Genomic DNA, 20,754 nt, shown 5'->3' on the forward strand with positions numbered 1-20,754 from the left:
AACACATATCTAATCAATAAAATCATACTTCCAGCGAATCTCATCCGGCTTCATCATCTGCCCAACACTAAAACGAATCATACCTGTCGGATCGGAAGCTTTACCAAGCAAAACATAACGACTGCCATCACTATCAAATCCCACGCCGGTTTGATCATTGAATTCGGTAATAGCACTGCTGTTTTGCAAGATAAAGGGTAATAAATCATCGGCTGCATCGGGTGGTGCGAATGGCGGAACAGTTGCTGGCCGATTGCATAACCCAACAAAAATTTCTTCATCGCTTGGCAGGATCAGAATATTCCAGTTGAACAGGGTATAGACTGATTTAGCTGTGTTATTCATTATATGGACAGCTCAGTTGAGTGATTTCCACAGAGTGCGTGCAATCAGATTAAAGAGGCTCCCACGCAGAACATGGGAGCCAAATGTATTTAATTAATTTCGTTAACTTCGTTCCCATGCTCTGGGTGGTAACGCCGCGTTTAACGTAATGTTCTGCTAAATAAATTCAACGCCAGTTGATAACCAATCTGTGCTGTCTGAGCATCATAACGACCGTCATCACCTTCATCACGCATAAACGCATGTTCGGCATTGAATTCATGCCAGGTAAATGGAATGTCAGTTTCGTTGAGTTTGCTGTAAATCAGAGTACGGCCTTCAGATGGAACATGGTTATCCTGTTTGCCCCAGATCATCAACAATTCGCCTTTGATATCTGCCAGACGTTCCATGCTGTGTTGACCAGGCTTATTCGGGATTTTCTGAATATGTAAATCGGTAGCATAAAAACAGGCAGTGCCTCTCACTTCAGGTTGCAGTGCTGCACGGAAAGCCAGATGTCCGCCAATGCAATAACCCATTGCACCGAACTGCCCATTGCACCAGGATTGTTGCTTGGCAAACTTGATTAACGCTTCATTATCCGTGTCATAGCCCTGCACATCTTTGTTTTCTTTATCGGCATTGCCTTTATCACGACCAGCATCGTCATAGCCTAGGACCGTACCAATCGGATTCAGCTCATGAAATACTTCGGGGACTAATACGGCATAACCATGACTGGCCATTAGTCTGGCAGCACGCTCAATTGGACCGGTTTGTTGGAAAATCTCTGAATAAAACAAAATGACAGGGTAGCTGCCTTCGCCAACAGGTCGATGAATATAGGTACGCATCACACCGGTGGGTGTATCAAGATCGGCAAAATGGCTTTGAATCTTCATGAAAGCTCCCTTGAAGTTGGATGGAAAAATAATACCGTTATTGTACAACGAGTGATGGAATTCCAGAGGCCTGATTAATCGGGCTCGGATTTAAACGTTGATTAAAAAACGTATTAAATATTGATGATTTTATAACGGCAGAGAGTTTACTCTTCGATGGTTCCAAATGGGAAGTAGTATTCAAAAGTTTACTGGTGAATATAAAAATAAACTTTATTGATAAGGTTGTTAAAAGTACCCAGATGGCTATAAAGTATTTTGCAATAATTAATAATCTATTGAAAAATCAAAGCTTATGGAAGTTTAATGTACGATTATTAGATCTAACTAATGAATCTCAAACAATTAAATTGAAAGCTTTCCCTGCACTAAGCCATTGTGCAATTGGAAGTAATCCTGACAATCAGTTTCTGCTATTGGTGGGCTGTGATAATAACCTTGAAAAATATCGCAACCCATTTCAGACAGCACTTCGCGTTGTTCTTTGGTTTCAACGTATTCTGCCACTACATGCACTTTTTGTGCTTTTCCCAGTGAACATATTGTCCTGACAATATCTGCATTAGTGTCATTGACCAAAACGTCCCGCGTAATTGATCCATCAATTTTTATGGCATTCACCTGAAAGCGTCGCATATATAACAATGATGAATAGCCCATACCGAAATCATCCATTGCCAGATGCACACCGGTTTCGACCAGCTGTTGCAAAATCAAATCTGTCAGATTGGTATCTGGAATTTCAGAAGATTCGGTAATTTCCAATTCAAGTTCTTCTGCCTCTATACCGTAATCATTAATATATTTCGTAATATAAAAAGGTAAATCTTTATCTGTTAACTGAAGTGGAGAAATATTTACCGCGACAGTTAATGCTTTATATCCTGCGGTATTCCAGCGAGCTTTGCAGGCACAAGCCTGTTTGATTACCCATCTGCCCAGGTGATGTATCAATTCACTGTCTTCAGCGACGGCGATGATTACAATCGGAGAGATAAAGCCATATCTGGGATGCGTCCAGCGAAGCAGGGCTTCAACACCAACGATGTGACCCTGACGATCATGCTTGGGTTGATAGACCAGTGTCAGCGAGTTCTGTCTAATAGCATTTTGCATATCAACAGCAAGATCCCGGGCAATCATGCCAACTTTATCCTGTCGGGTGACAATTTTTTGTTTAGTGTTTCCTACCTTGATAATCGTATCGGTGGTCAGTTGGAATGCTTCCATGGCATGTTGGTGACGTTTTTCTTCGGCTTTCCTGACAAAGGGGATATAACACACAGTGCTGAGTGCGATTAACAGGATTTGCAAGGCCACCCCACGCCACGATTCGGTAAGTAACCAGCCAGAGAGTAAAGGAGGTGTTGTCCAGCTGACGACGGCAGTTTCATAAATAGTAATAAAACCAAACTGTAATGCCAGTAAAGAAATCAACATCAGCAGCAATGGAATAAGTACAAATGGGATCAGGTAAAACGGGTTGAAAACAATTGGCAGACCATAGATCAATATATCGTTAATATTGAACAGGGAAGGGATAATCGAAATTTTTGCGATTTTATTCTGTGAACCTCGCCGCGTTACGATAAAAATGGCTATTAATAATCCCAACGTTGCTCCTGAACCGCCAATCAGCACAAAATTACTGAGCATGGTTGGTAATGCCAGATTGGATTCAAATCCGGCAACGGTCGAAGCCGCGAATAATGCACCATCAGCAGCTCCTTGCAAAAAAACACTGCCATGAAGCCCAATAAACCAGAATAATTGGTTTACCAGGACCACAAAGGTACTTAAAATCCATGTGCCATTTCCATCGGATTGTGCCCAATCGATAATCCAACGGGTAACCTCAGGAAATTCGGGTGTGGAGGACAACAGCATGCCGATGCTAAAAAAGACAAGTCCATTCAGAATAATAGAAGGGCTTAAGCGCATGGCATGATAAAAGGTAGTATCACTGTCAACGGGCAGGTTTAACCAATCAAGATAAGATTGTTTTGCTGCCCAAAGCATTAGTTCTGCAGAGAATAATCCGATGACAATACCTATAATAATAATCTCAGCACTGAATTCAACGGGTGAGACATTTGGTAATGAAACGGTAATGATAAGATAGTTTATAACAGCACTGAGCGCCACCATCAACGGGGGAGCAATTTGACGCTGCTTGGTTAAGCTTGGAAGACGAAAAACAAGCTGGGCAGAGACGATAGCTGCCAGTAACAAACCAAATAATGTAAACGAATTATCGATGATTTGTCTTAATGGTTCACGCCAGTCTGAACCCAGCCAATGGTCCATTGACTGTTGATAATAAAGCCAGGGGAAGTTCAGTATAAGTTCGGCAATAACGCGAAGAAAAGTGAGCGGCAAAAGTGCAACAAAGCTGTTTCTCGTTGCTATCATCCATAAAAGCAAACGTGCTTTCAATCCCTGCTCCTTTTTTCCAGAATTATCAGGTTTGGTTGTATGAATTTCTCAAAAGCGACGACCATTAACATTAACCTGATGTTCTAATTATTCCAGCATATTTACATATAATCAGTTCGGCATTCAATTTTATGTGACACTTGCCAGAAAAAAATATTAAAGGAGGGGCTCAATGATTCGCATAAAAGCCAAATTATGCCAAATCTTATCTATTTACCCAAGCAGATTGCTTCTACTTTAAGCGCGAAATTAACTATATTTTAAAAGCAACATTAATTGATTTTTTAGCAAATTTAAAAACTCAATATCTGTGTGATTATTAACGAACCTTATTACCTTTTTCGGCATACATTTCTTTATCTGCAGCAGCTAAAAGATCGTTAACATCGATATTGTTTTCTATCAGGCTGTTTACAAAACCCACACTGTATTCAATATCATATCCCCGAGCTGCTTCCTGATTATAGGTCTTTACTTCACTATTAAAGCGTTGAATAACCCGTTGAGTATTTTCAGCATCGACATCCATCATTAACACGGCAAACTCATCACCACCAAGACGGCCGAATACATCAGATTCACGGAAAACTTTCCGTAAAATATTTGCAAATACGATTAGCGCTCTGTCGCCCTCAGCGTGACCAAATTTATCATTTATGGGTTTAAACTTATTTAAATCAAATAACAGGATAGAAGCTGAAAGCCCTTTACGTCGGCAAACATTCAAGCTGTGTTTAGCCAGCTCAGTAAAACCTCTGCGATTTGAGATTAAAGTTAGATCATCCAAGGTTGCTAATTGTAATGCTGCAATTTCCTGTTCGGCCATTACCCCTAGATCTCTCAGTAATTGCAAATCTTCGGGATCAAATTCTCTTGGTTTATCATCAATGATGCATAGTGTGCCAAGGGCGCTGCCGTTATTTACTTTTAATGGATAACCAGCATAAAAACGGATATTAGGATGCTCTGTGACCAAAGGATTATCTTTGAATCGGTAATCCTCCAGAGCATCTTCGATAACAAATACGTCATCACCTAATATTGCATGGCCACAAAAGGAAATTTCTCTCGTTGTCTCATCTGGAAGTTCGTTTTCTGAAGCTTTGGATTTAAACCATTGACGCCCATCATCAATCAAGCTCAATACTGAGATATCTACCCCAAACATACGTTTGGCCATGCGGGTCAGTCGGTCAAATCGTTCTTCAGGTGCCGAATCCAGAATTTTAAGCGCTCTAAGCTTTTCAAGTCTTTGTTTTTCATCTTCGGGAATTGTTGGTGAAATCATTATTTTCTTGCTGTCTCCTAAGAATGTACTTTGTGAGAGTCACTAGCAGAAGGCAACCTTATTGCTCTTGCCCATTCAAATCAAGCAACAAGATCACACAAATATAGATTCAAGCTGAAGAACAATCAGTTTTAAATTAAAACGTTATTCAGCGAATATGGATAAGGTTAGTAATCAAGGCTATGCATCTTCTGGTTGGTAACCATCCCTAATCGTGATGTCAGTGTCTTTTGGGTGTTTTTCCAGAATCATACTGTTTTCACCAATGGTGATTTTGAAACTGTCCCGTGTAACTTCGGAAACTGTATAGGGGGTCAGATCAAGTAACAACATATTGCCACGAAGGCGCGTAATGCTGTCATCTGTCTGAGAAAGATAGGTCATATCGTCATCGTGATAAGTCACCAGTTCGGAAACCGTTTCCATGCCCTTGTCGGTCATGGTGAACGTTAAAGCAAAGCTATATTGACCCTGCTGTCCGATCCAGGTCGTGTCTGCAAGCATCGCATAATCGACACCACGAGTCAGTGTCATATCAGCAATTTGCAGATGATCTTCATCTTTAACGGTAAGGGTATCAGTAGGTAAATCGTCTTCGGCTTTCAGCTTAATCAATTGTTCGCCACTATCATATTCGTACTCGGCAGTAGTGACATCTTCCCCCTGATGAATCTCAAGCGTTCCATCAGTATTGAACTCATAACTGACATTACCTTCCGGCCCCACAAATCTACCCTGAAACTCATCATAATCACAGCCAGTTAGCGTAATAGATAGAATTAAGGCGAACAGCCCGATTAGTTTGTTCATTGAATAAGTTATCCTTGTTTATAAATCATATTTAATGAAGCAAAGGATACCGTTAAAGCATTAAGACGCAAAATCAATACGTCGTTATTGCATCAATCACAACACTTGTGAAAAATTAAATGTAGGTGGGGCTGAATTTATGATGCCCAGCAGATGAAATACCATAACTGTTGGGCTTCGTGCCTCAGCCCAACCTACAAAAATAACAGCTTATTAATTTTATGTAATTTGATAACTGTTGAGTTTGATTCTTCAACCCAGGCAACCACGGTTATAGTATTTCCAATTAATCTGCAGGTTTATATCCAAACAACTGCTGCGCTTTAATTTTCTCGGCAACTACCTCTGGAACTAAATTTTCCCAACCGTTCTCGTTGCTGGTGATCTTTTTTAATACATCGGGTGAGAAGATATGCAGATAATCTTCGTTGAACGCTTCAATCTGCTGAATGTGATCAGCTTGTTTCAGGTATTCATATAGATACTTTTGTTTCGGATCCACATTGAGATTTTCTACCTTGAACAGGGTATTGGTTGCAGCGTCTTTGAAAGGATAGATATAGAGTTTGACGTTATTCTTAAACAGTCTGCCAAAGCCTTCCAGAATACCGCCATGCAACGCACTGTAATACTGGTCATTGAATAACTCAATCAAACTATGAGCGCCCATGGTCATACCAATTCGACGATTGGTGTAACGTGATAAATAAGTGGCTAGTCGGTAATATTCAGGATAATCAGAAATCATCACGGTGTGCCCTGTAGCTTCTAGCACCTCGATACGACTGATAAAGTCTTCCAGATCGACACTATCATTATCATCGCGCAGATTGTGCATGGTGATTTCCATAATGGAGAGGGTTTCTTGCGGGTCAGAATTATCCTCGGCTTCAAACTGCTTCCTGGCCGCATTCAACATATCAATATTGACGTGAGTGACAGGGCGGAAACGGCCTCTTTCAACCAGGATGTTCTTTTTACGCAAGTGTTCAGATGGTTGCAGCACTTTGCCGTCTGCTGAAAACATGGCCGCATCACTTAAACCGAGCTGTACTAAACGTAAACTGATAACACGGTTATCAACATGCATAAATGCATCACCATGGAAGTCGATCATATCGACTTCAATACGATCCACAGTCAAATTATCCAGCAGTGATTTAACCAGCATATCCGGGCTGTGGCTTAGATGAAATGCACCATAAATCAAGTTAACACCGATAATGCCCAAGGCTTCCTGCTGTAGTGAGTTTTCATGATCCAGCATTCTGACATGAACAATGATTTCACTCGGTGCAGCATGTGGTTCAGTCTGAAAGCGTATCCCTAACCAGCCATGACATTCATTGGTGCCATGATAATTACGAGCAGAAACAGTGTTGGCAAAGGCAAAAAAAGCTGTGTTATCACTGCGTTCTTTTAAACACTCAACGTTTAGGTCATATTCAAGCTCAAGCATGTCCTCCAAACGCTCACGCGATACATATCGAGCGGCTTTACCATAAATATCATCACTGATTTTCATATCATAAGCAGAGATGCTTTTGGCAATCGTGCCCGCGGCACCACCGACTCGAAAGAACCAGCGAACAACCTCCTGACCGGCCCCAATTTCAGCAAAGGAACCATAACGAAGGGCATCAAGGTTTACTTCAAGCGCCTTTGCGCCAGTAGATAAGGTTTTGTTTTCCATAGAATCCCTACTGATTGTTTTTTTTCGTATTGATTTATATCGCTGAGCCACAAGGCTGACAACTGCATTTAACGGTAGTTTGATTGTAACGGCTTTGATCGTGAACTTGAAATGTGAAGCAATTTGGTCGGTTGGGATGATATGCAAAGCGAAATAAACTGATGATGCTCGAGTAGGGCTTATCGACCGGTAAAGGCATCATCTGAAAGAAATTAATTTAACCATGTTGCACATCTTCTGAGTTTTATTGGGGATAGATGCTGGTTGATAAAGGTCATATGCACGGTCAAAGACGATACTATTGTCGTTATCAATTCATCATGAGTGTTTCATACACTTAAGCCAATAATAAGGATGCCTAATGCGTTCGATGCCTCCACCTGCAGACGCAGAACCGGCAAAGCTAAGCTGGAAAACTCTGAAATCGCTATGGCCATACCTCAACGAATATCGCGGCAGAATTGTCATCGCCATGATGAGCCTTGTTGCCGCCAAGCTGGCGACTATTGTGGTGCCATTTATTCTGAAATATATCGTGGATGGCCTCGACAGTAATCAACTGCCGGATAAGGTGTTGGCGTTGCCATTAGGCTTATTATTAGCTTACGGTTTAGCCCGTCTTTCCACGACATTATTCAATGAGCTCCGTGACACGGTGTTTGGTCGAGTGACTGAACGAGCCATGCGTCGTGTTGGCCTTAAAGTGTTTCAGCATCTCCACGCATTGGAACTCGATTTTCACTTGAATCGTCGCACCGGTGGTTTGTCTCGCGATATAGAGCGTGGCGTCACCGGGGTGGGGTTTTTACTTCGAGTTCTGGTTTTCAATATCGTGCCGACAGCGCTGGAAATGGCGTTGGTTATTGGTATTTTACTGCTTAATTATCACGTTGGTTTTGCGTGGATTACCTTGTTGGCAGTGATTAGTTATGTGACTTTTTCAGTCGTCATAACCAATTGGCGGTTGGCATTTGTGCGTGAAGCGAATCAGGCTGACTCAACCAGTAACACACGGGCGATTGATAGCCTGTTGAATTATGAAACCGTCAAATTTTTTGGTAACGAAGCATTTGAAGCCAATCGTTATGATGACGAACTGGCGAAATGGGAGCTAGCCCGCCGTAAAAATCGCTTGTCGTTATTTTTACTCAATGGTGGTCAGGCACTGGTTATTGCTTGTGCAATGACCGCGATGACTGTCCTGGCAGCGTCCCAGGTTATTGCAGGGCAAATCACGTTGGGTGATTTTGTCCTAATCAACGCTTTTACTATGCAATTATTTATCCCTTTAGGATTTTTAGGCTTTGTTTACCGCGAGTTGAAAAGTTCAATGACTAATATTGAACGGATGTTTGGTTTATTAGATAAATCACCACAGATTAACGATAAACCAGATGCAAAGCCTTTAGTTATTTCCGATGGCGCCATTGAATTTGATGCAGTGAGTTTTGGTTACAACGATCGTTTGCCGATTCTTAATGACTTCAGTTTTAAAGTGTTACCGAAACAAAAAGTTGCAGTAGTTGGCAGCAGTGGTGCAGGTAAATCCACCTTAATTAAGTTGTTATTTCGCTTCTACGATATTCAAGGCGGTAGTATTCGTATTGATGGTCAGGATATTCGTGATGTCACACAAGCCTCACTGCGACAAGCTATCGGTATCGTGCCGCAGGATACGGTCTTGTTTAATACCACGTTGGGTGAGAATGTTCGTTATGGCCGTATTGACGCCACCGATGCCGAAGTAGAGCAAGCTATAAAACTGGCCCATCTAAAAGACTTTATTACTGAATTACCAGACGGTTTAAATACGCTGGTCGGTGAGCGAGGCTTAAAGCTTAGTGGCGGTGAAAAACAACGTGTTGCCATTGCCCGTACAATTTTAAAACGTCCCCCAATATTGATGTTTGATGAAGCAACATCCTCGCTGGACAGTCATTCAGAACGCATTATTCAGGATGCCATTCGCGACATTTCAAAAGGCCAGACCAGCCTTGTGATTGCTCATCGTCTGTCTACGGTAGTGGATGCCGATGTGATTGTGGTCATGCAACATGGACAAATCGTTGAGCAAGGAACCCATGAATCTTTATTAAAGCTGGGTGAGGTCTACGCTAAGCTTTGGCGGTTGCAACAACAAAAGACATGACCCATTTCGAATAGTGACTTTAACCTATTAGAAACAAGGGTTTGCTTAGCACCTCTGGGCGCGAACTTTAAATTGTCATGTCATCCGGCAGGATCAAGATACTAAACCTTCTCAGAAACCAGCCTTGTTAATGCTCATCTAACCCCAAATAACGAAAAAAGCCTGTATCTCTGTAAAACCAGTCCGTCAGGAAGGCTACTGTGATATTGAAGATTCATGAAGCAATTACGTGATTTCTGTTGTAAAAAATTCACATCTCTCTGAATTTTCTTTTCACCCTTTATGTAATAAATAAAAAAATAAGGCCAGTTCAACCGATTTCAAATTAAGTGATGAAAGTTTATTTATCTCCTTAACTGCCCATTCACCCTCATATTTTTCCTTATACAAATCTGGGTGATCGCTAAATTGTGCTATCAAATTTTGGGTTGGCATTCATATTGCGTTAACCATAGTAATTAACCTTTTTATCTTATTTAAAGGGGGGGAATACTTATATTTATGCAGCTTCTCAAGCACTCCCTCTGCTAAATATTTATAACTTTAGGAAAGCACTCTCATTTGTCTTACGTATGGGCGAGAGTTTTAAATGAAATGGAGAATTTATATGAAAAACAAACTACTTAACATTGCAATTTTAACGGCTTTGGGGCTTACGGCAGCCCAGCTTCAAGCTGACGAAAGTGAAATTGATATACCAGATGAAAATACTATCAGCGCTAAATCAGCAGAAAACGCTGCGAATGAACCAAATCCTGATTGGGAGGATGATATGACGAGAGAGCCAATAGATGTTGAAGATTTCGTTGAAACAGCTTCTGCAAAAGGAATTGCCGAGATTGAAACAGCACGTATGGCACTTGATGAAGGTACTGAACAAGTACACGAATTTGCTAATCGGATGATAGAAGATCATACAAAAGCGAATAACGAGTTGAAAGACATTGCAAGACAACAAAATCTTGAAGTCGCTGATGATCCGACGCTGATGGATCAGGCCAAAGCCATGATTCTGAGCATTAGAGATAATGAATCCTTCGATGAAGCTTACATCGAAAACCAAATCAACGCTCACGAAGAGACTATCGAGCTGTTTGAACGAGCAAGCCATTCAGATAATGATGCAATCCGTGCATTTGCCCGCGAAAAATTGCCAACCTTACGAGAGCATTTGCAGATGGCGAACGAACTCGAAGAACAGTATTGACGTTAATTCGAAGCCTTAAAGTAAGTGAAATTTAAAGTGTCTCCTACTTCCTCAACTGAAAACTCAGCTGGACGCTCCCACTGGATTGGGGTGGGAAGAGCGGTTGGGGGCGCTTTTGTTTTTGGTTTGCCATTGATGATGACAATGGAAATGTGGTGGATGGGATTTTACATCGAACCACTACATTTGTTGGTATTAATACTGATAAGTTTTCCTGTGCTGGTTTGTGTCTCAAGCGTCATTGGCTTCAGAAATAGTCGTGAGTGGCTTGATAATATTATCGACGTATTTGTTGCTTATGCCTTTGGCTTTGTCATCTCGACTATGGCGTTATTACTCTTTAATACCATTACTTGGGATAATTTCATTGAGATTAATTACAAGATAGTCATGTTACAAGCCATACCTGCGAGTTTTGGGGCGTTACTGGCTAGAAGTGAAATTGGCAGTGGGGAGCATGATAGTTCTGCCGAACAAGGCGGTATCGATCATCTGGCAGTGTTAGCCATTGGGGCGATTTATCTTGCTTTTAATATTGCACCAACAGAAGAAATACAACTTATCGCTTTCCAAATGACCTCATGGCATCAGCTCGCACTCTTTATCACCACCTTAGTAGTTATGTGTATTTTTAGTGAGGCTGGCAGTTTCTCTTCCGGTTCAACATCCACTAAAACGACAAAATTGAAGGTGACTTTATCTTATAGCTGTACCGCATTTTCCGTGGCTTTGGTGGTCAGCATTTTGATGTTATGGGTCTTTGGTCACACCGATGGGCTGGCTTTTCCTCAGATAGTTTCCAATACGATTGTGATGTTGTTTCCAGCTGGTATCGGTGCGGCGGCAGCAAGACTGATTATTTGAAACTGACATTAAGGCATGAAGTCGAATGAAACATAACCTAGCAAACACGCCGTTGTGGGAAAAACTCGTTAGCTTGATGGGCTTTCTGCTGATTTGCTTTACGGTTGTTTACTTGGTGTGGTCTGCATTCAGCAATACCGACCAACCACCCAGTATTCATTTTAATGTAGCCAACATTGAAGCGTTGGAACATCAATATCTGGTACTTGTTGATGTCAAAAACAGCGGTGATAAAACGGCTTCGGAGCTACATTTGGAGGGTCGTTTGATAAGTGCCAATGGAGACATTCAACGTTCTACTACCAAGGTGAGTTACCTCGCCCCGGAATCAAACCAGCGGGTCGGTTTTTATTTCACATCGGATCCAGCTGATGGTGAGTTGACCATCAGCCCCATGGGGTATCAGGAGCCCTGATTAGCCTTTTAAATTAATTTACCTATTTTCATCTTAAGAGATGTGTTTTGTCACTGAAAGGAGAAAATTATGATTCCCGAAAAGCTTAAACAAGCAAAATCTATCGAAGAAGTTGTTCAGATCATTGATAGTGGCGGCACAGAATCAAGCTCTCCGGAAGAGCTCGCCGCTGCCTATGCTTATTTACAAACCATAAAAAAAGAAAACCCAGACAAGGAAGATCTCCAAGTAGAGTTTCGCAGACTTATGGAGGAGGGGGCAAAGTTCGATTATGCGTTAGCGTTGGAATATGCCGAGTCATGGCTTATTGATGCGTTAAATAAAGCAACAGCGTCTCAAGGTTTATAAGCAACGCTATGTTACGTGCTCTTAGAAAAGATGGGAGTATTTAACCCGTAAAGCTAATGAAACGGAGAATTGCTATGAAATTCAATAATATAGTTTTATCTGCATCTTCACTTGAAGGCGACAAAGTTAAAAATGCTCAAGGCGAAGATCTGGGAAATGTTAAAGACATAATGATCAATACCGAACGTGGTCAGGTCCAATATTATGTTTTATCTTTCGGCGGAATTTTAGGGATGGGAGATAAACTTTTTGCCATTCCACCACAAGCCATCGCAGTTGATACACAAGAAGAATGTCTCATATTAAATGTGGATAAAGACAAATTAGAAAACGCTCCCGGTTTTGATAAGGATAACTGGCCGAATATGGCTGAGGAAGCCTTTAGGGATGAGATATACGCTCATTATGGCTATGAATATCGAGTGTAATACACACCTGGAAAAGTCAGCCAGTCATGACAGAATTGGTCTGTCAATCTTATAAATATTTCACTTTTCCTAATTAGAAACTAATTCAAAGGATATATCGTATGAAATTTCTTAATTCAAATACATTTGTTTTCAAAAAAAACAAATTGACAATGGCATTTATATTCGCATTGGGCAGTGCCAGCCTTTTGGCCTGTACGCCAGATGATACAAATAATGAAGTAAACGAAAGTTTAGACCAAAATGAATTTATTGATCGTGTAAGCGAACGTAACGTCTTTGAAGAATGGGATGATAATGATGACAACCAGCTAAGCGAAGACGAATGGAGCAAACATGATCAATATAATTTGATTTATGAATCATGGGATGAGGATGGCGATGGCCAACTCTCAGAAAATGAGTTTCATGATGGGCTTTTTACTCACTACGATAGCGACAATAGTGATGCCATCGAGTCAAATGAATGGGATAAGGCTAAAAGTGCTGGTTGGATGGACGTATAGAACAATCAGTTATGAATTAAAGCGCTTAGCTTTTAATAGCCCGGAACAGGTCCGGGCTATTTATTATTTCTATTTTTAATAAAGAAAATAACCTTTAATAACTTTCTCTTTTAATTTTATTTAATTATTGATTTCCAGAGAACTTATCGCGTTATTTTAGTATCGGAAGTAGTGTAGTAGTTACATTTTGCTTACCGTGTTTTACAGGAGATTAATATTATGTCCAGTCCAGAACACAAGAAAAAAATTTGGGAAATGATAAAAGATATTAAAGTCGGCATGTTAGTCACGCTTGATGATGATATGCCTCGTGCCAGACCAATGCATCTTGTTCAGGATGCGTATGATGGCACTCTTTGGTTCTATACCCGTCGCAGTGCCGAGAAAGTCACTGAAACTGACCTTGACCATGATGTCTGTCTGACCTTTTCTGATCAGGATAAAGGTGTGTATGTTTCACTCTCCGGCAAGGCTCAGCTCAGTAGTAACCAGGAACTGATTGATAAATATTGGAATCCGTTCATTGGAGCCTGGTTTCCCGAAGGTAAAGACGATCCCGAAGTCGCCTTACTGGAAATTAAGGTAGAAATGGGTGAACACTGGATGGCGAAGGAGAGCAAAGCATTCCAGCTCTATGAGTTTGCCAAAGCCAATATCAAACACACCACGCCGAATATTGGCGAAAATGAAAAGTTTGGTGGCTAAAAATGCTGGTTAGTACAAAGGGTCATGCTGTATTGAGTTTCATTTCAATCGGGTTTGGCCCTTTTTATTAAGTTCGAGGTTTTTTACTCTGACTAACGACTTTCACATTACTCACCATCGATTTGATTTAAAGGTTTTATTGTTTTTTTCATTAAATCAACACTATTAAAAAATGTCTGTTGAATATCATAACTATGAATTTTAGATTTTTTTCTATTCTTACTTTTTTTGCTTTTATTATCTCGATGTCGGCATGTGATAATCAGGAAAATAATCAAAAGAATTCATCAGGACAAGGCGGAATGAGTCAACAGGCTATTGACGTCGGTTTTGTCGAAATTAAGCCAGTAATGATACAACGTACAAACCAGCTTCCTGGTCGTGTAGTGTCTTATCAGGTTGCTGAAATCCGCCCGCAAGTCAGCGGCATCATTCAGTCGAGATTATTCAAAGAGGGATCCTACGTAGAAGAGGGTCAACAGCTTTATCAGATTGATCCCGCCCGTTATGAAGCTGATTATGAAATGGCTACTGCCAATCTGGAAGATGCTGAAGCGCGTAAACAAAACGCACAAAACCTGGTAAATCGATATAAAACGTTGATCGCTTCAAATGCAGTAAGTCAGCAAGAGTACGACAATGCTCTCGCGAGCCTTGCTCAAGCACGGGCTGCAGTGAGCCTGGCAGAAGCTGAAGTTAAAACTGCAAAAATTAATCTGGATTACACTCGCGTATACGCACCAATAAGCGGTTATATAAGCCCCTCCAGCATAACAAAAGGTGCGCTCGTTACCTCCCAGCAAGCTATGCCGCTTGCCACTGTTCGTCAGCTTGATCCGGTTTACGTTGATTTGTCACAGTCAGCAGCAGAAGTGCGGGATTTGCAAGAACGTCTATCTGCCTCACGGTTGAATAAAGCATCTCAATCCGAATATGAGGTTTCGCTTTATCTCAGAAATGCAAAAAAAATATACCCGCATAAGGGAGTATTGGATGCAACGGATGTCGCCGTCGATGTACAGACCGGTTCAATACGATTGCGCTCAGTATTTGATAATCCGGATACGGTGCTTTTACCTGGAATGTTTGTCTGGGCCTCCATAAAGGAGCTCGGCAGTTCAAAACAGATCGTGATTCCTCAAAAAAGCGTGGTAATAGACGCTAAAGGCATGAAGAGCGTATGGCTAATTGATGCTGAGAATAAAGCTGCCAAGACGCCTATTCGAACGGGAGCTGCTTATGGAAATAATTGGATTGTTCTTAATGGGCTTGAAACCGGCGATCGTTTGATTGTAGAGGGCACGATGATGCTACGACCGGGAGACTTGGTAAAACCCAAACCAATCGATGCTGGATACGATGATATGAATACTGACGTACCGCCGAATTCACTTAAAAATCAATCGCCGCCACCGAACGAACCAAAAACCAATTCGGAGCAGAGTCAGCAAGATAGTTTAGAGAGTTCCGTAGTCAATGGATCAGAAAATAGCATGGAAGGCAAAACTGACCATAGCGAGACTAATCAGCACACGATTGAGAAACGTTAGCAATGATCTCACGCTTTTTTATAGCGCGACCAATTTTCACATGGGTTATCGCGCTTTTCATCATAGGGTTTGGTTTATTTTCGCTCTTTCAATTGCCGATTGAACAATACCCCAATATTGCTCCACCGAAAGTATCGATTACAGCGACCTACCCAGGTGCATCTGCTGAAACACTTGAAAATACCGTTACACAGGTTATCGAGCAAAATCTAACTGGGATCGACAATCTTCGTTATATACAAGCGCAAAGTTCATCCTCCGGTAATGCAACGATTACATTAACGTTTGAGCCTGGAACAGATTCAGATATTGCACAGGTACAAACCCAAAACAAAGTCTCTAAGGCGTTATCTTCCTTGCCGACCATTGTTCAACAATTAGGTGTTCCTGTTGAAAAAGCAGGAAACAGTGAGGCGTTGATCATCGGATTTTATTCCAAAGGCGGCGCCATGAGCCGGAATGATATATCCGATTTTTTGGCATCAAATATTGAAGAGCCTTTGAGCCGTGTTGACGGGGTCGGACAAATTCAGAGCTTTGGTTCCGAACATGCCATGCGGGTCTGGCTCGATCCGCGAAGTATGAATAATTTCAATATCACGGCGCTGGATATTATTGATGCGATAAAAGAACAAAATGTTCAGCTTGCGACAGGCGAAATAGGTGGCACACCACAAGCAGAGGGGCAGCAGATTAACGCCACCATAACCTCGCAATCTCTGCTCTCTTCGCCAGATGAGTTTAAGGCTATTTTATTAACCGTTCTCGAGGATGGTTCAAGAGTCACATTAGGAGATGTTGCCCGGATCGAAATCGGGGCCGAAAATTATAATATTATTGGTCGTTGGAACCGGAAACCCGCATCGGGTATCGCTATTCAACTTGCTCCCGGTGCGAATGCGCTTGCGACAATTCAGAACATCAAGGACCGTGTAAAAGACTTCGAAAATATTATTCCTGCCGACCTTGAAGTGATTTACCCAATTGATGTCTCATCTTTTATTGAAACATCGATCTTCAATGTCGTTAAAACGCTTTTCATGGCCATCGGTCTGGTCATTCTTGTCATCTTCATCTTTTTACAAAATTTTCGTGCGACATTTATTCCAGCAATTGCTATTCCCATCGTTCTGCTTGGATCCTTCGGAGTTATATTCATACTCGGTTATTCGATCAATGTTCTAACGCTTTTTGCCCTGGTTCTTGCAATCGGTATGCTGGTCGATGATGCCATTGTGGTAACAGAAAATGTAGAAAGTAAATTAGAAGAAGATCCAGAACGCGACCCAAAGGAAGCGACAAGAACGGCTATGAAAGAGCTTTCAGGAGCCCTTGTAGGAACCACAGCAGTGATCTGGGCTGTTTTTTTACCCATGAGCTTTTTTGAGGGCTCGGTTGGCGTTATATATCGCCAATTTTCGGTGACTATCTCAGTCGCTATGGCAATATCACTTTTTATAGCACTGACTTTGTCACCGGCTCTCTGCGGCGTGATTTTAAAAGCGAGAAAAGGTGAAAAAGATAAAGGAATTTTCGGTTCATTCAATCATGGATTCAATGCTTTACGCCATGGTCACAAAAAACTGTTGGATGGATTGCTTGAGAATAGAGTTTTCTTACCCGCTTTGTTTCTTGTATTTATTGCTATCTCTGTACTAATTTTCCTGCGCATCCCTACATCATTTCTCCCTGATGAGGATCAGGGGCGCATGTTCACACTCTTAAACGGACCGCCCAGCTCTACGCTCGTGCAAACAGTCGAAAAAGTGAAGGCTATAGAAGATTTCTATCTTGAAGAAACAGGAGATGCAGTAGACGGTCTTTTTGCCGCTGCCGGATTTAGCTTTTCCGGTCAGGCACAAAATGTAGGCATCGCTTTTATCAAAATGAAAAGTTGGGAAGAACGTGGTGAAGAAAACAGTGTATTCAATATAAAAAACCGAGCGACACAATCTTTATCACAAGTCCGCGATGCGATGATTTTTCCCATCGTGCCGCCTCCTGTTAGTGCGCTTGGTAATTCTGGTGGCTTTGAATTTCAGCTTGTTGACCGCGCAGGTCTTGGCCATCAAGCGCTTGTTAATGCGACCAATCAGTTTTTAGGCCTGGCAAATCAAAGTCCTCTTTTGACGCAAGTTCGGTTTAACGGGTTAACCGACAGCCCCCAATATGATCTAACGATTGATAACATCAAGTCGCGTGCTTTGGGTGTTCCTATAAGTACTGTCAACCAGACGTTAAGCACCGCACTTGGTGGAACCTACGTGAATGATTTTTTAGAAAACGGGCGTATAAAACGCGTTTTTGTTCAAGCTGACATACCTTTTCGCATGCTGCCTGAAGATATTGATGACTGGTACGTCCGCAATAATGATGGCGATATGGTGCAGCTTGTAGAAGTTGCTTCCGGTGAATGGACTTATGGATCGCCAAAACTGACCCGCTTTAATGGTGCAGCCTCAAGAGAGATACAGGGGTCTACAACGCAAGGTGTGAGTTCGGGGAAAGCCTTGCAGGAGGTTTTAAGATTGGCTGAAAAACTTCCTGATGGTGTGGAGGTGGCATGGACAGGTCTGTCCTATGAAGAAAAAGAGGCAGGCACCAATACGCTTTTACTTTATCTGGTGTCTGCGTTAGCCGTTTTTTTCATCCTGGCGGCGCTTTATGAAAGTTGGGCTATACCGGTGGCTATTATCCTAACGGTGCCTCTGGGAATTTTAGGCGCTGTATTGGCAACCTGGAGCACAGGACAAGCGAATGATGTCTATTTTCAAGTTGGTCTTTTAATTACGATAGGACTTGCTGCGAAAAACGCCATTTTGATTGTTGAGTTTGCGAAAAACAATTTTGAAGAGGGCCAAACGGCTTTTGATGCGGCTTATCAAGCTGCACAACAACGGTTTAGGCCAATTTTGATGACGTCTCTTACTTTCATACTGGGTGTGTTGCCATTGGCTTTTGCTTCCGGCCCTGGGTCAGGTGCACAGAATGCGATCTCTATTGGTGTTCTTGGCGGGATTATGACCACCACACTCTTTGTGGTTTTCTTTGGGCCCTATTTCTTCATCTGGGTTTACCGTCTTTTTAAAAAGGACATTGTCAAAAAACACCAACACTCAAGTCAAGATCATAAAAAGGCATGAAGCGGGTTTCATCAGTACCGTTCGGATTGTGCTGGGAAACACCACCCATTCAATGTTAAATCCTTTTTTATATCCATTATCATGATTCATGTGAATAAAAACGTAGGTTGGGTAGAGCCTGCGAAACCCAACAAATCCAAAATGTTATTTCATTTATAACTGTTGGGTTTCATGCTTTACCCAAAAAAACTGTCACTTGTGATCTTCGGACAGATTTCCACCGACCGCCCAATCGGCTTGAGCGACTTCCTCGAAGATGACGGATATTGAATTAGCTTCAGCACCGGTATTTCGGACAATACTTTCGGTAATTTCTTTCGCTACGGCTTTTTTAGCTTTATCGTCTTTATTTTCAAACCATGTCACACGAACGACTGGCATAAGTAACTCCTTCAGAAAATATCAAAATCGATTTCATCAGTTTCCTTGTTTCAATACTTGAAAGTCGATTGGTTTATAGTGAAAGTTATTCGATTGACCAGCTGAACAGGCTGTCATAGCCACTATTAACGGCATTTCTGCCCGAAAGCGAACAAAATCACCAGCCTTACTGAGTGGTGGTAACACTTGAAACTCACCTGAATCCGCATCAACCGCCACGTGCATAAAAATATTAAAAGCAATCGGTATACGATCAACGCCAATATTGTAAGGCGCAAGTGCTGCAACAAGATTCCCTTCACAGCCCGGCCGGCCTTCATCCTCGCCGTAAATGATCTTGAAGGTATCTTTGGAGCAGGGGGTTAATGTAAAGTCATGTCGCCCGCAGGTATCCTCAAGAATAGTGAACATGGGACGGCTACGATTCGAGTATAAAATGTCGCCTGTGGTGAGCCACATACGTGAGGCATAATCCAGTGAACGTCCCGAAGACAGGTACTCCTCACGATTACTCCGTTCAAATGCGACGAGATCACTCACTTGCTGGCCTTCTGGATCGATGATTATCAATTCATCACCTTTATCAAGTTCGACGCTTTGGGCAGAGCAAGGTGAAATTCTTATCGTCTTTGTAGCGTTATTCATTCGTTCTCCTGAAATCATATGGACACTGCCATTGGTCTTCCACCTCACGGCCACTATATTGTCTAGCTTCACTCGCTTCACCGAAGTCAGCCAGATTGGGATTAATCGAACCTTGCAACTCAATATCTCGAGCACGAGTAGCCGCTTGCATTTTTTCAAAACGACCATCTTCTCTGAGCTTATCAAACTGACGGTGAGAATTAAAAACCATGGCCGGATGACTAAAGCGTCTGGCCAGACGTGAGGCATGCGGATGCAAGCCAATAATAAAAAAAGGATGAACCGATAGGCTCAGACTGAAGTGAGGATTGTTGGTATCGCTACTGACATCTTCTGCGGGCGAGTTGCCTGCCTTAATATCAAGCTTGTGAAGCCGCCACAGTTGTGACCATAGCTGAGATTCGAACTCATGCTCATTCATATTAAAAGGTCCATCAAACAGAGCCACATAGGAATGCACTGTCGAGCTGTCATCATCATTCACGTCGAGCATTTCAACAAATCGGGAGAGTCCATCAGCAATGAGTTGGTCATTTTTAGGATTACCCAACATATCGAATTCATGAGTTTCTATCGATCCATTGGCTAAAGCGGCTTTTGCCCCTACACAGGGAAAAGCATTGTCATCGATAAATTCTAAAAAACTCTCGCTTAAGGTCGCCTCAAGCAGATTATTATTTTTTGCAGTTTGAAGATCCATGTTTGGACTCATTTATTACCTTCAATTAGTAATGAAAATATGGATAGCCAAATTAGAAAGAGGAATGTTTTCTCATATGAATAATGAATCAGTGAGAGACTATGCCAAACAAAGGAGGAGCAATATAAATGCCAAAGCAAAAGAATCGAATTTGTTTAAATTTTTACACTAACAACCAAAAGTATTTCGATTGAGATAGCGTAAGGCATAGCGCTCTAAAAATAGCGGGAATATATGCTGAATAACTAAAATCACTA

At 41.8% G+C, this 20,754-nt stretch carries 19 protein-coding genes; 10 read left to right on the forward strand and 9 right to left on the reverse strand.

The genetic code is table 11. The features are described from left to right. Window positions 1–9: 9 nt before the first annotated feature. From B3M51_RS05745 to B3M51_RS05770, 6 genes are all read right to left on the reverse strand, one after another. Window positions 10–345, reverse strand: a complete 336-nt coding sequence (locus B3M51_RS05745; RefSeq protein ID WP_292483648.1) for a hypothetical protein — start codon at window positions 343–345, stop codon at window positions 10–12. A gap of 140 nt (window positions 346–485) precedes the next feature. Further along, window positions 486–1,229 (reverse strand): dienelactone hydrolase family protein, encoded by a 744-nt coding sequence (locus B3M51_RS05750; RefSeq protein WP_292757490.1) that lies wholly within the window; start codon window positions 1,227–1,229, stop codon window positions 486–488. Between the two features lie 345 nt (window positions 1,230–1,574). After that, window positions 1,575–3,665, reverse strand: coding sequence for an EAL domain-containing protein (locus B3M51_RS05755; protein WP_292757492.1), 2,091 nt, complete (start codon window positions 3,663–3,665; stop codon window positions 1,575–1,577). 319 nt (window positions 3,666–3,984) lie between these two features. Next, entirely contained in the window at window positions 3,985–4,953 is a 969-nt protein-coding gene (locus B3M51_RS05760; protein WP_292757494.1) for a sensor domain-containing diguanylate cyclase, read from the reverse strand. 180 nt (window positions 4,954–5,133) lie between these two features. After that, the gene (locus B3M51_RS05765) at window positions 5,134–5,763 is read right to left on the reverse strand and encodes a hypothetical protein (RefSeq protein WP_292757496.1); all 630 of its coding nucleotides are present in this window, start codon (window positions 5,761–5,763) and stop codon (window positions 5,134–5,136) included. 286 nt (window positions 5,764–6,049) lie between these two features. Then, on the reverse strand, window positions 6,050–7,456 hold the full coding sequence (locus B3M51_RS05770) for a TonB-dependent receptor (RefSeq protein ID WP_292757498.1): 1,407 nt from the start codon (window positions 7,454–7,456) through the stop codon (window positions 6,050–6,052). 361 nt (window positions 7,457–7,817) lie between these two features. Between B3M51_RS05770 and B3M51_RS05775 the strand changes: the two genes are divergently transcribed. The 10 genes from B3M51_RS05775 to B3M51_RS05820 all read left to right on the forward strand — a co-directional run bounded on the left by B3M51_RS05775 (window position 7,818) and on the right by B3M51_RS05820 (window position 18,771). Continuing rightward, window positions 7,818–9,605 carry an ABCB family ABC transporter ATP-binding protein/permease gene (locus tag B3M51_RS05775; RefSeq protein ID WP_292757500.1) on the forward strand — a complete coding sequence of 596 codons (1,788 nt, stop codon included), beginning with the start codon at window positions 7,818–7,820 and terminating at the stop codon, window positions 9,603–9,605. Window positions 9,606–10,212: 607 nt separating this feature from the next. Next, window positions 10,213–10,812: a DUF4142 domain-containing protein gene (locus tag B3M51_RS05780; RefSeq protein WP_292757502.1), complete on the forward strand. Its 600-nt coding sequence runs from the start codon at window positions 10,213–10,215 to the stop codon at window positions 10,810–10,812. A 36-nt stretch (window positions 10,813–10,848) separates the two neighbouring features. Next, entirely contained in the window at window positions 10,849–11,676 is an 828-nt protein-coding gene (locus B3M51_RS05785; protein WP_292757504.1) for a TIGR02587 family membrane protein, read from the forward strand. A gap of 25 nt (window positions 11,677–11,701) precedes the next feature. Then, window positions 11,702–12,091 (forward strand): hypothetical protein, encoded by a 390-nt coding sequence (locus B3M51_RS05790; protein WP_292757506.1) that lies wholly within the window; start codon window positions 11,702–11,704, stop codon window positions 12,089–12,091. 69 nt (window positions 12,092–12,160) lie between these two features. After that, window positions 12,161–12,439, forward strand: a complete 279-nt coding sequence (locus B3M51_RS05795; RefSeq protein WP_292757508.1) for a hypothetical protein — start codon at window positions 12,161–12,163, stop codon at window positions 12,437–12,439. Window positions 12,440–12,513: 74 nt separating this feature from the next. Further along, on the forward strand, window positions 12,514–12,867 hold the full coding sequence (locus B3M51_RS05800; RefSeq protein WP_292483631.1) for a PRC-barrel domain-containing protein: 354 nt from the start codon (window positions 12,514–12,516) through the stop codon (window positions 12,865–12,867). A 101-nt stretch (window positions 12,868–12,968) separates the two neighbouring features. Then, a complete protein-coding gene (locus B3M51_RS05805; RefSeq protein WP_292757510.1) occupies window positions 12,969–13,373 on the forward strand; it encodes a hypothetical protein in 405 nt (134 codons plus the stop codon). A gap of 219 nt (window positions 13,374–13,592) precedes the next feature. After that, window positions 13,593–14,078, forward strand: coding sequence for a pyridoxamine 5'-phosphate oxidase family protein (locus B3M51_RS05810; RefSeq protein WP_292757512.1), 486 nt, complete (start codon window positions 13,593–13,595; stop codon window positions 14,076–14,078). Window positions 14,079–14,380: 302 nt separating this feature from the next. Continuing rightward, window positions 14,381–15,628: an efflux RND transporter periplasmic adaptor subunit gene (locus B3M51_RS05815; RefSeq protein ID WP_292757514.1), complete on the forward strand. Its 1,248-nt coding sequence runs from the start codon at window positions 14,381–14,383 to the stop codon at window positions 15,626–15,628. A gap of 2 nt (window positions 15,629–15,630) precedes the next feature. Next, window positions 15,631–18,771 (forward strand): efflux RND transporter permease subunit, encoded by a 3,141-nt coding sequence (locus tag B3M51_RS05820; protein WP_292757516.1) that lies wholly within the window; start codon window positions 15,631–15,633, stop codon window positions 18,769–18,771. 192 nt (window positions 18,772–18,963) lie between these two features. Here B3M51_RS05820 and B3M51_RS05825 read toward each other — a convergent pair whose 3' ends face one another. Genes B3M51_RS05825 through gntA form a run of 3 tightly spaced genes read right to left on the reverse strand, consistent with a single transcriptional unit; the run spans window position 18,964 to window position 20,497 of the window. Continuing rightward, window positions 18,964–19,152, reverse strand: coding sequence for a tautomerase family protein (locus B3M51_RS05825; RefSeq protein WP_292401565.1), 189 nt, complete (start codon window positions 19,150–19,152; stop codon window positions 18,964–18,966). Between the two features lie 36 nt (window positions 19,153–19,188). Next, window positions 19,189–19,797: an urea carboxylase-associated family protein gene (locus B3M51_RS05830; RefSeq protein ID WP_292757518.1), complete on the reverse strand. Its 609-nt coding sequence runs from the start codon at window positions 19,795–19,797 to the stop codon at window positions 19,189–19,191. Then, on the reverse strand, window positions 19,790–20,497 hold the full coding sequence (gene gntA, locus B3M51_RS05835) for a guanitoxin biosynthesis heme-dependent pre-guanitoxin N-hydroxylase GntA (RefSeq protein WP_292757520.1): 708 nt from the start codon (window positions 20,495–20,497) through the stop codon (window positions 19,790–19,792). Before gntA ends, B3M51_RS05830 begins: the two co-directional genes overlap by 8 nt. Window positions 20,498–20,754: the final 257 nt, after the last annotated feature.

This window comes from Methylophaga sp. UBA2689, from assembly GCA_002354555.1.
In the GTDB taxonomy this organism is placed as follows: domain Bacteria; phylum Pseudomonadota; class Gammaproteobacteria; order Nitrosococcales; family Methylophagaceae; genus Methylophaga.

What these genes read in the sequence shown, in the direction of transcription:
- B3M51_RS05810 (WP_292757512.1), top strand. Translation starts at nt 13,593, where the DNA reads ATGTCCAGTCCAGAACACAAGAAAAAAATTTGGGAAATGATAAAAGAT.
- B3M51_RS05760 (WP_292757494.1), bottom strand. Translation starts at nt 4,953, where the DNA reads ATGATTTCACCAACAATTCCCGAAGATGAAAAACAAAGACTTGAAAAG.
- B3M51_RS05750 (WP_292757490.1), bottom strand. Translation starts at nt 1,229, where the DNA reads ATGAAGATTCAAAGCCATTTTGCCGATCTTGATACACCCACCGGTGTG.
- B3M51_RS05765 (WP_292757496.1), bottom strand. Translation starts at nt 5,763, where the DNA reads ATGAACAAACTAATCGGGCTGTTCGCCTTAATTCTATCTATTACGCTA.
- B3M51_RS05805 (WP_292757510.1), top strand. Translation starts at nt 12,969, where the DNA reads ATGAAATTTCTTAATTCAAATACATTTGTTTTCAAAAAAAACAAATTG.
- B3M51_RS05800 (WP_292483631.1), top strand. Translation starts at nt 12,514, where the DNA reads ATGAAATTCAATAATATAGTTTTATCTGCATCTTCACTTGAAGGCGAC.
- B3M51_RS05790 (WP_292757506.1), top strand. Translation starts at nt 11,702, where the DNA reads ATGAAACATAACCTAGCAAACACGCCGTTGTGGGAAAAACTCGTTAGC.
- B3M51_RS05825 (WP_292401565.1), bottom strand. Translation starts at nt 19,152, where the DNA reads ATGCCAGTCGTTCGTGTGACATGGTTTGAAAATAAAGACGATAAAGCT.
- gntA (WP_292757520.1), bottom strand. Translation starts at nt 20,497, where the DNA reads ATGGATCTTCAAACTGCAAAAAATAATAATCTGCTTGAGGCGACCTTA.
- B3M51_RS05745 (WP_292483648.1), bottom strand. Translation starts at nt 345, where the DNA reads ATGAATAACACAGCTAAATCAGTCTATACCCTGTTCAACTGGAATATT.
- B3M51_RS05830 (WP_292757518.1), bottom strand. Translation starts at nt 19,797, where the DNA reads ATGAATAACGCTACAAAGACGATAAGAATTTCACCTTGCTCTGCCCAA.
- B3M51_RS05795 (WP_292757508.1), top strand. Translation starts at nt 12,161, where the DNA reads ATGATTCCCGAAAAGCTTAAACAAGCAAAATCTATCGAAGAAGTTGTT.
- B3M51_RS05770 (WP_292757498.1), bottom strand. Translation starts at nt 7,456, where the DNA reads ATGGAAAACAAAACCTTATCTACTGGCGCAAAGGCGCTTGAAGTAAAC.
- B3M51_RS05780 (WP_292757502.1), top strand. Translation starts at nt 10,213, where the DNA reads ATGAAAAACAAACTACTTAACATTGCAATTTTAACGGCTTTGGGGCTT.
- B3M51_RS05815 (WP_292757514.1), top strand. Translation starts at nt 14,381, where the DNA reads ATGAGTCAACAGGCTATTGACGTCGGTTTTGTCGAAATTAAGCCAGTA.
- B3M51_RS05820 (WP_292757516.1), top strand. Translation starts at nt 15,631, where the DNA reads ATGATCTCACGCTTTTTTATAGCGCGACCAATTTTCACATGGGTTATC.
- B3M51_RS05775 (WP_292757500.1), top strand. Translation starts at nt 7,818, where the DNA reads ATGCGTTCGATGCCTCCACCTGCAGACGCAGAACCGGCAAAGCTAAGC.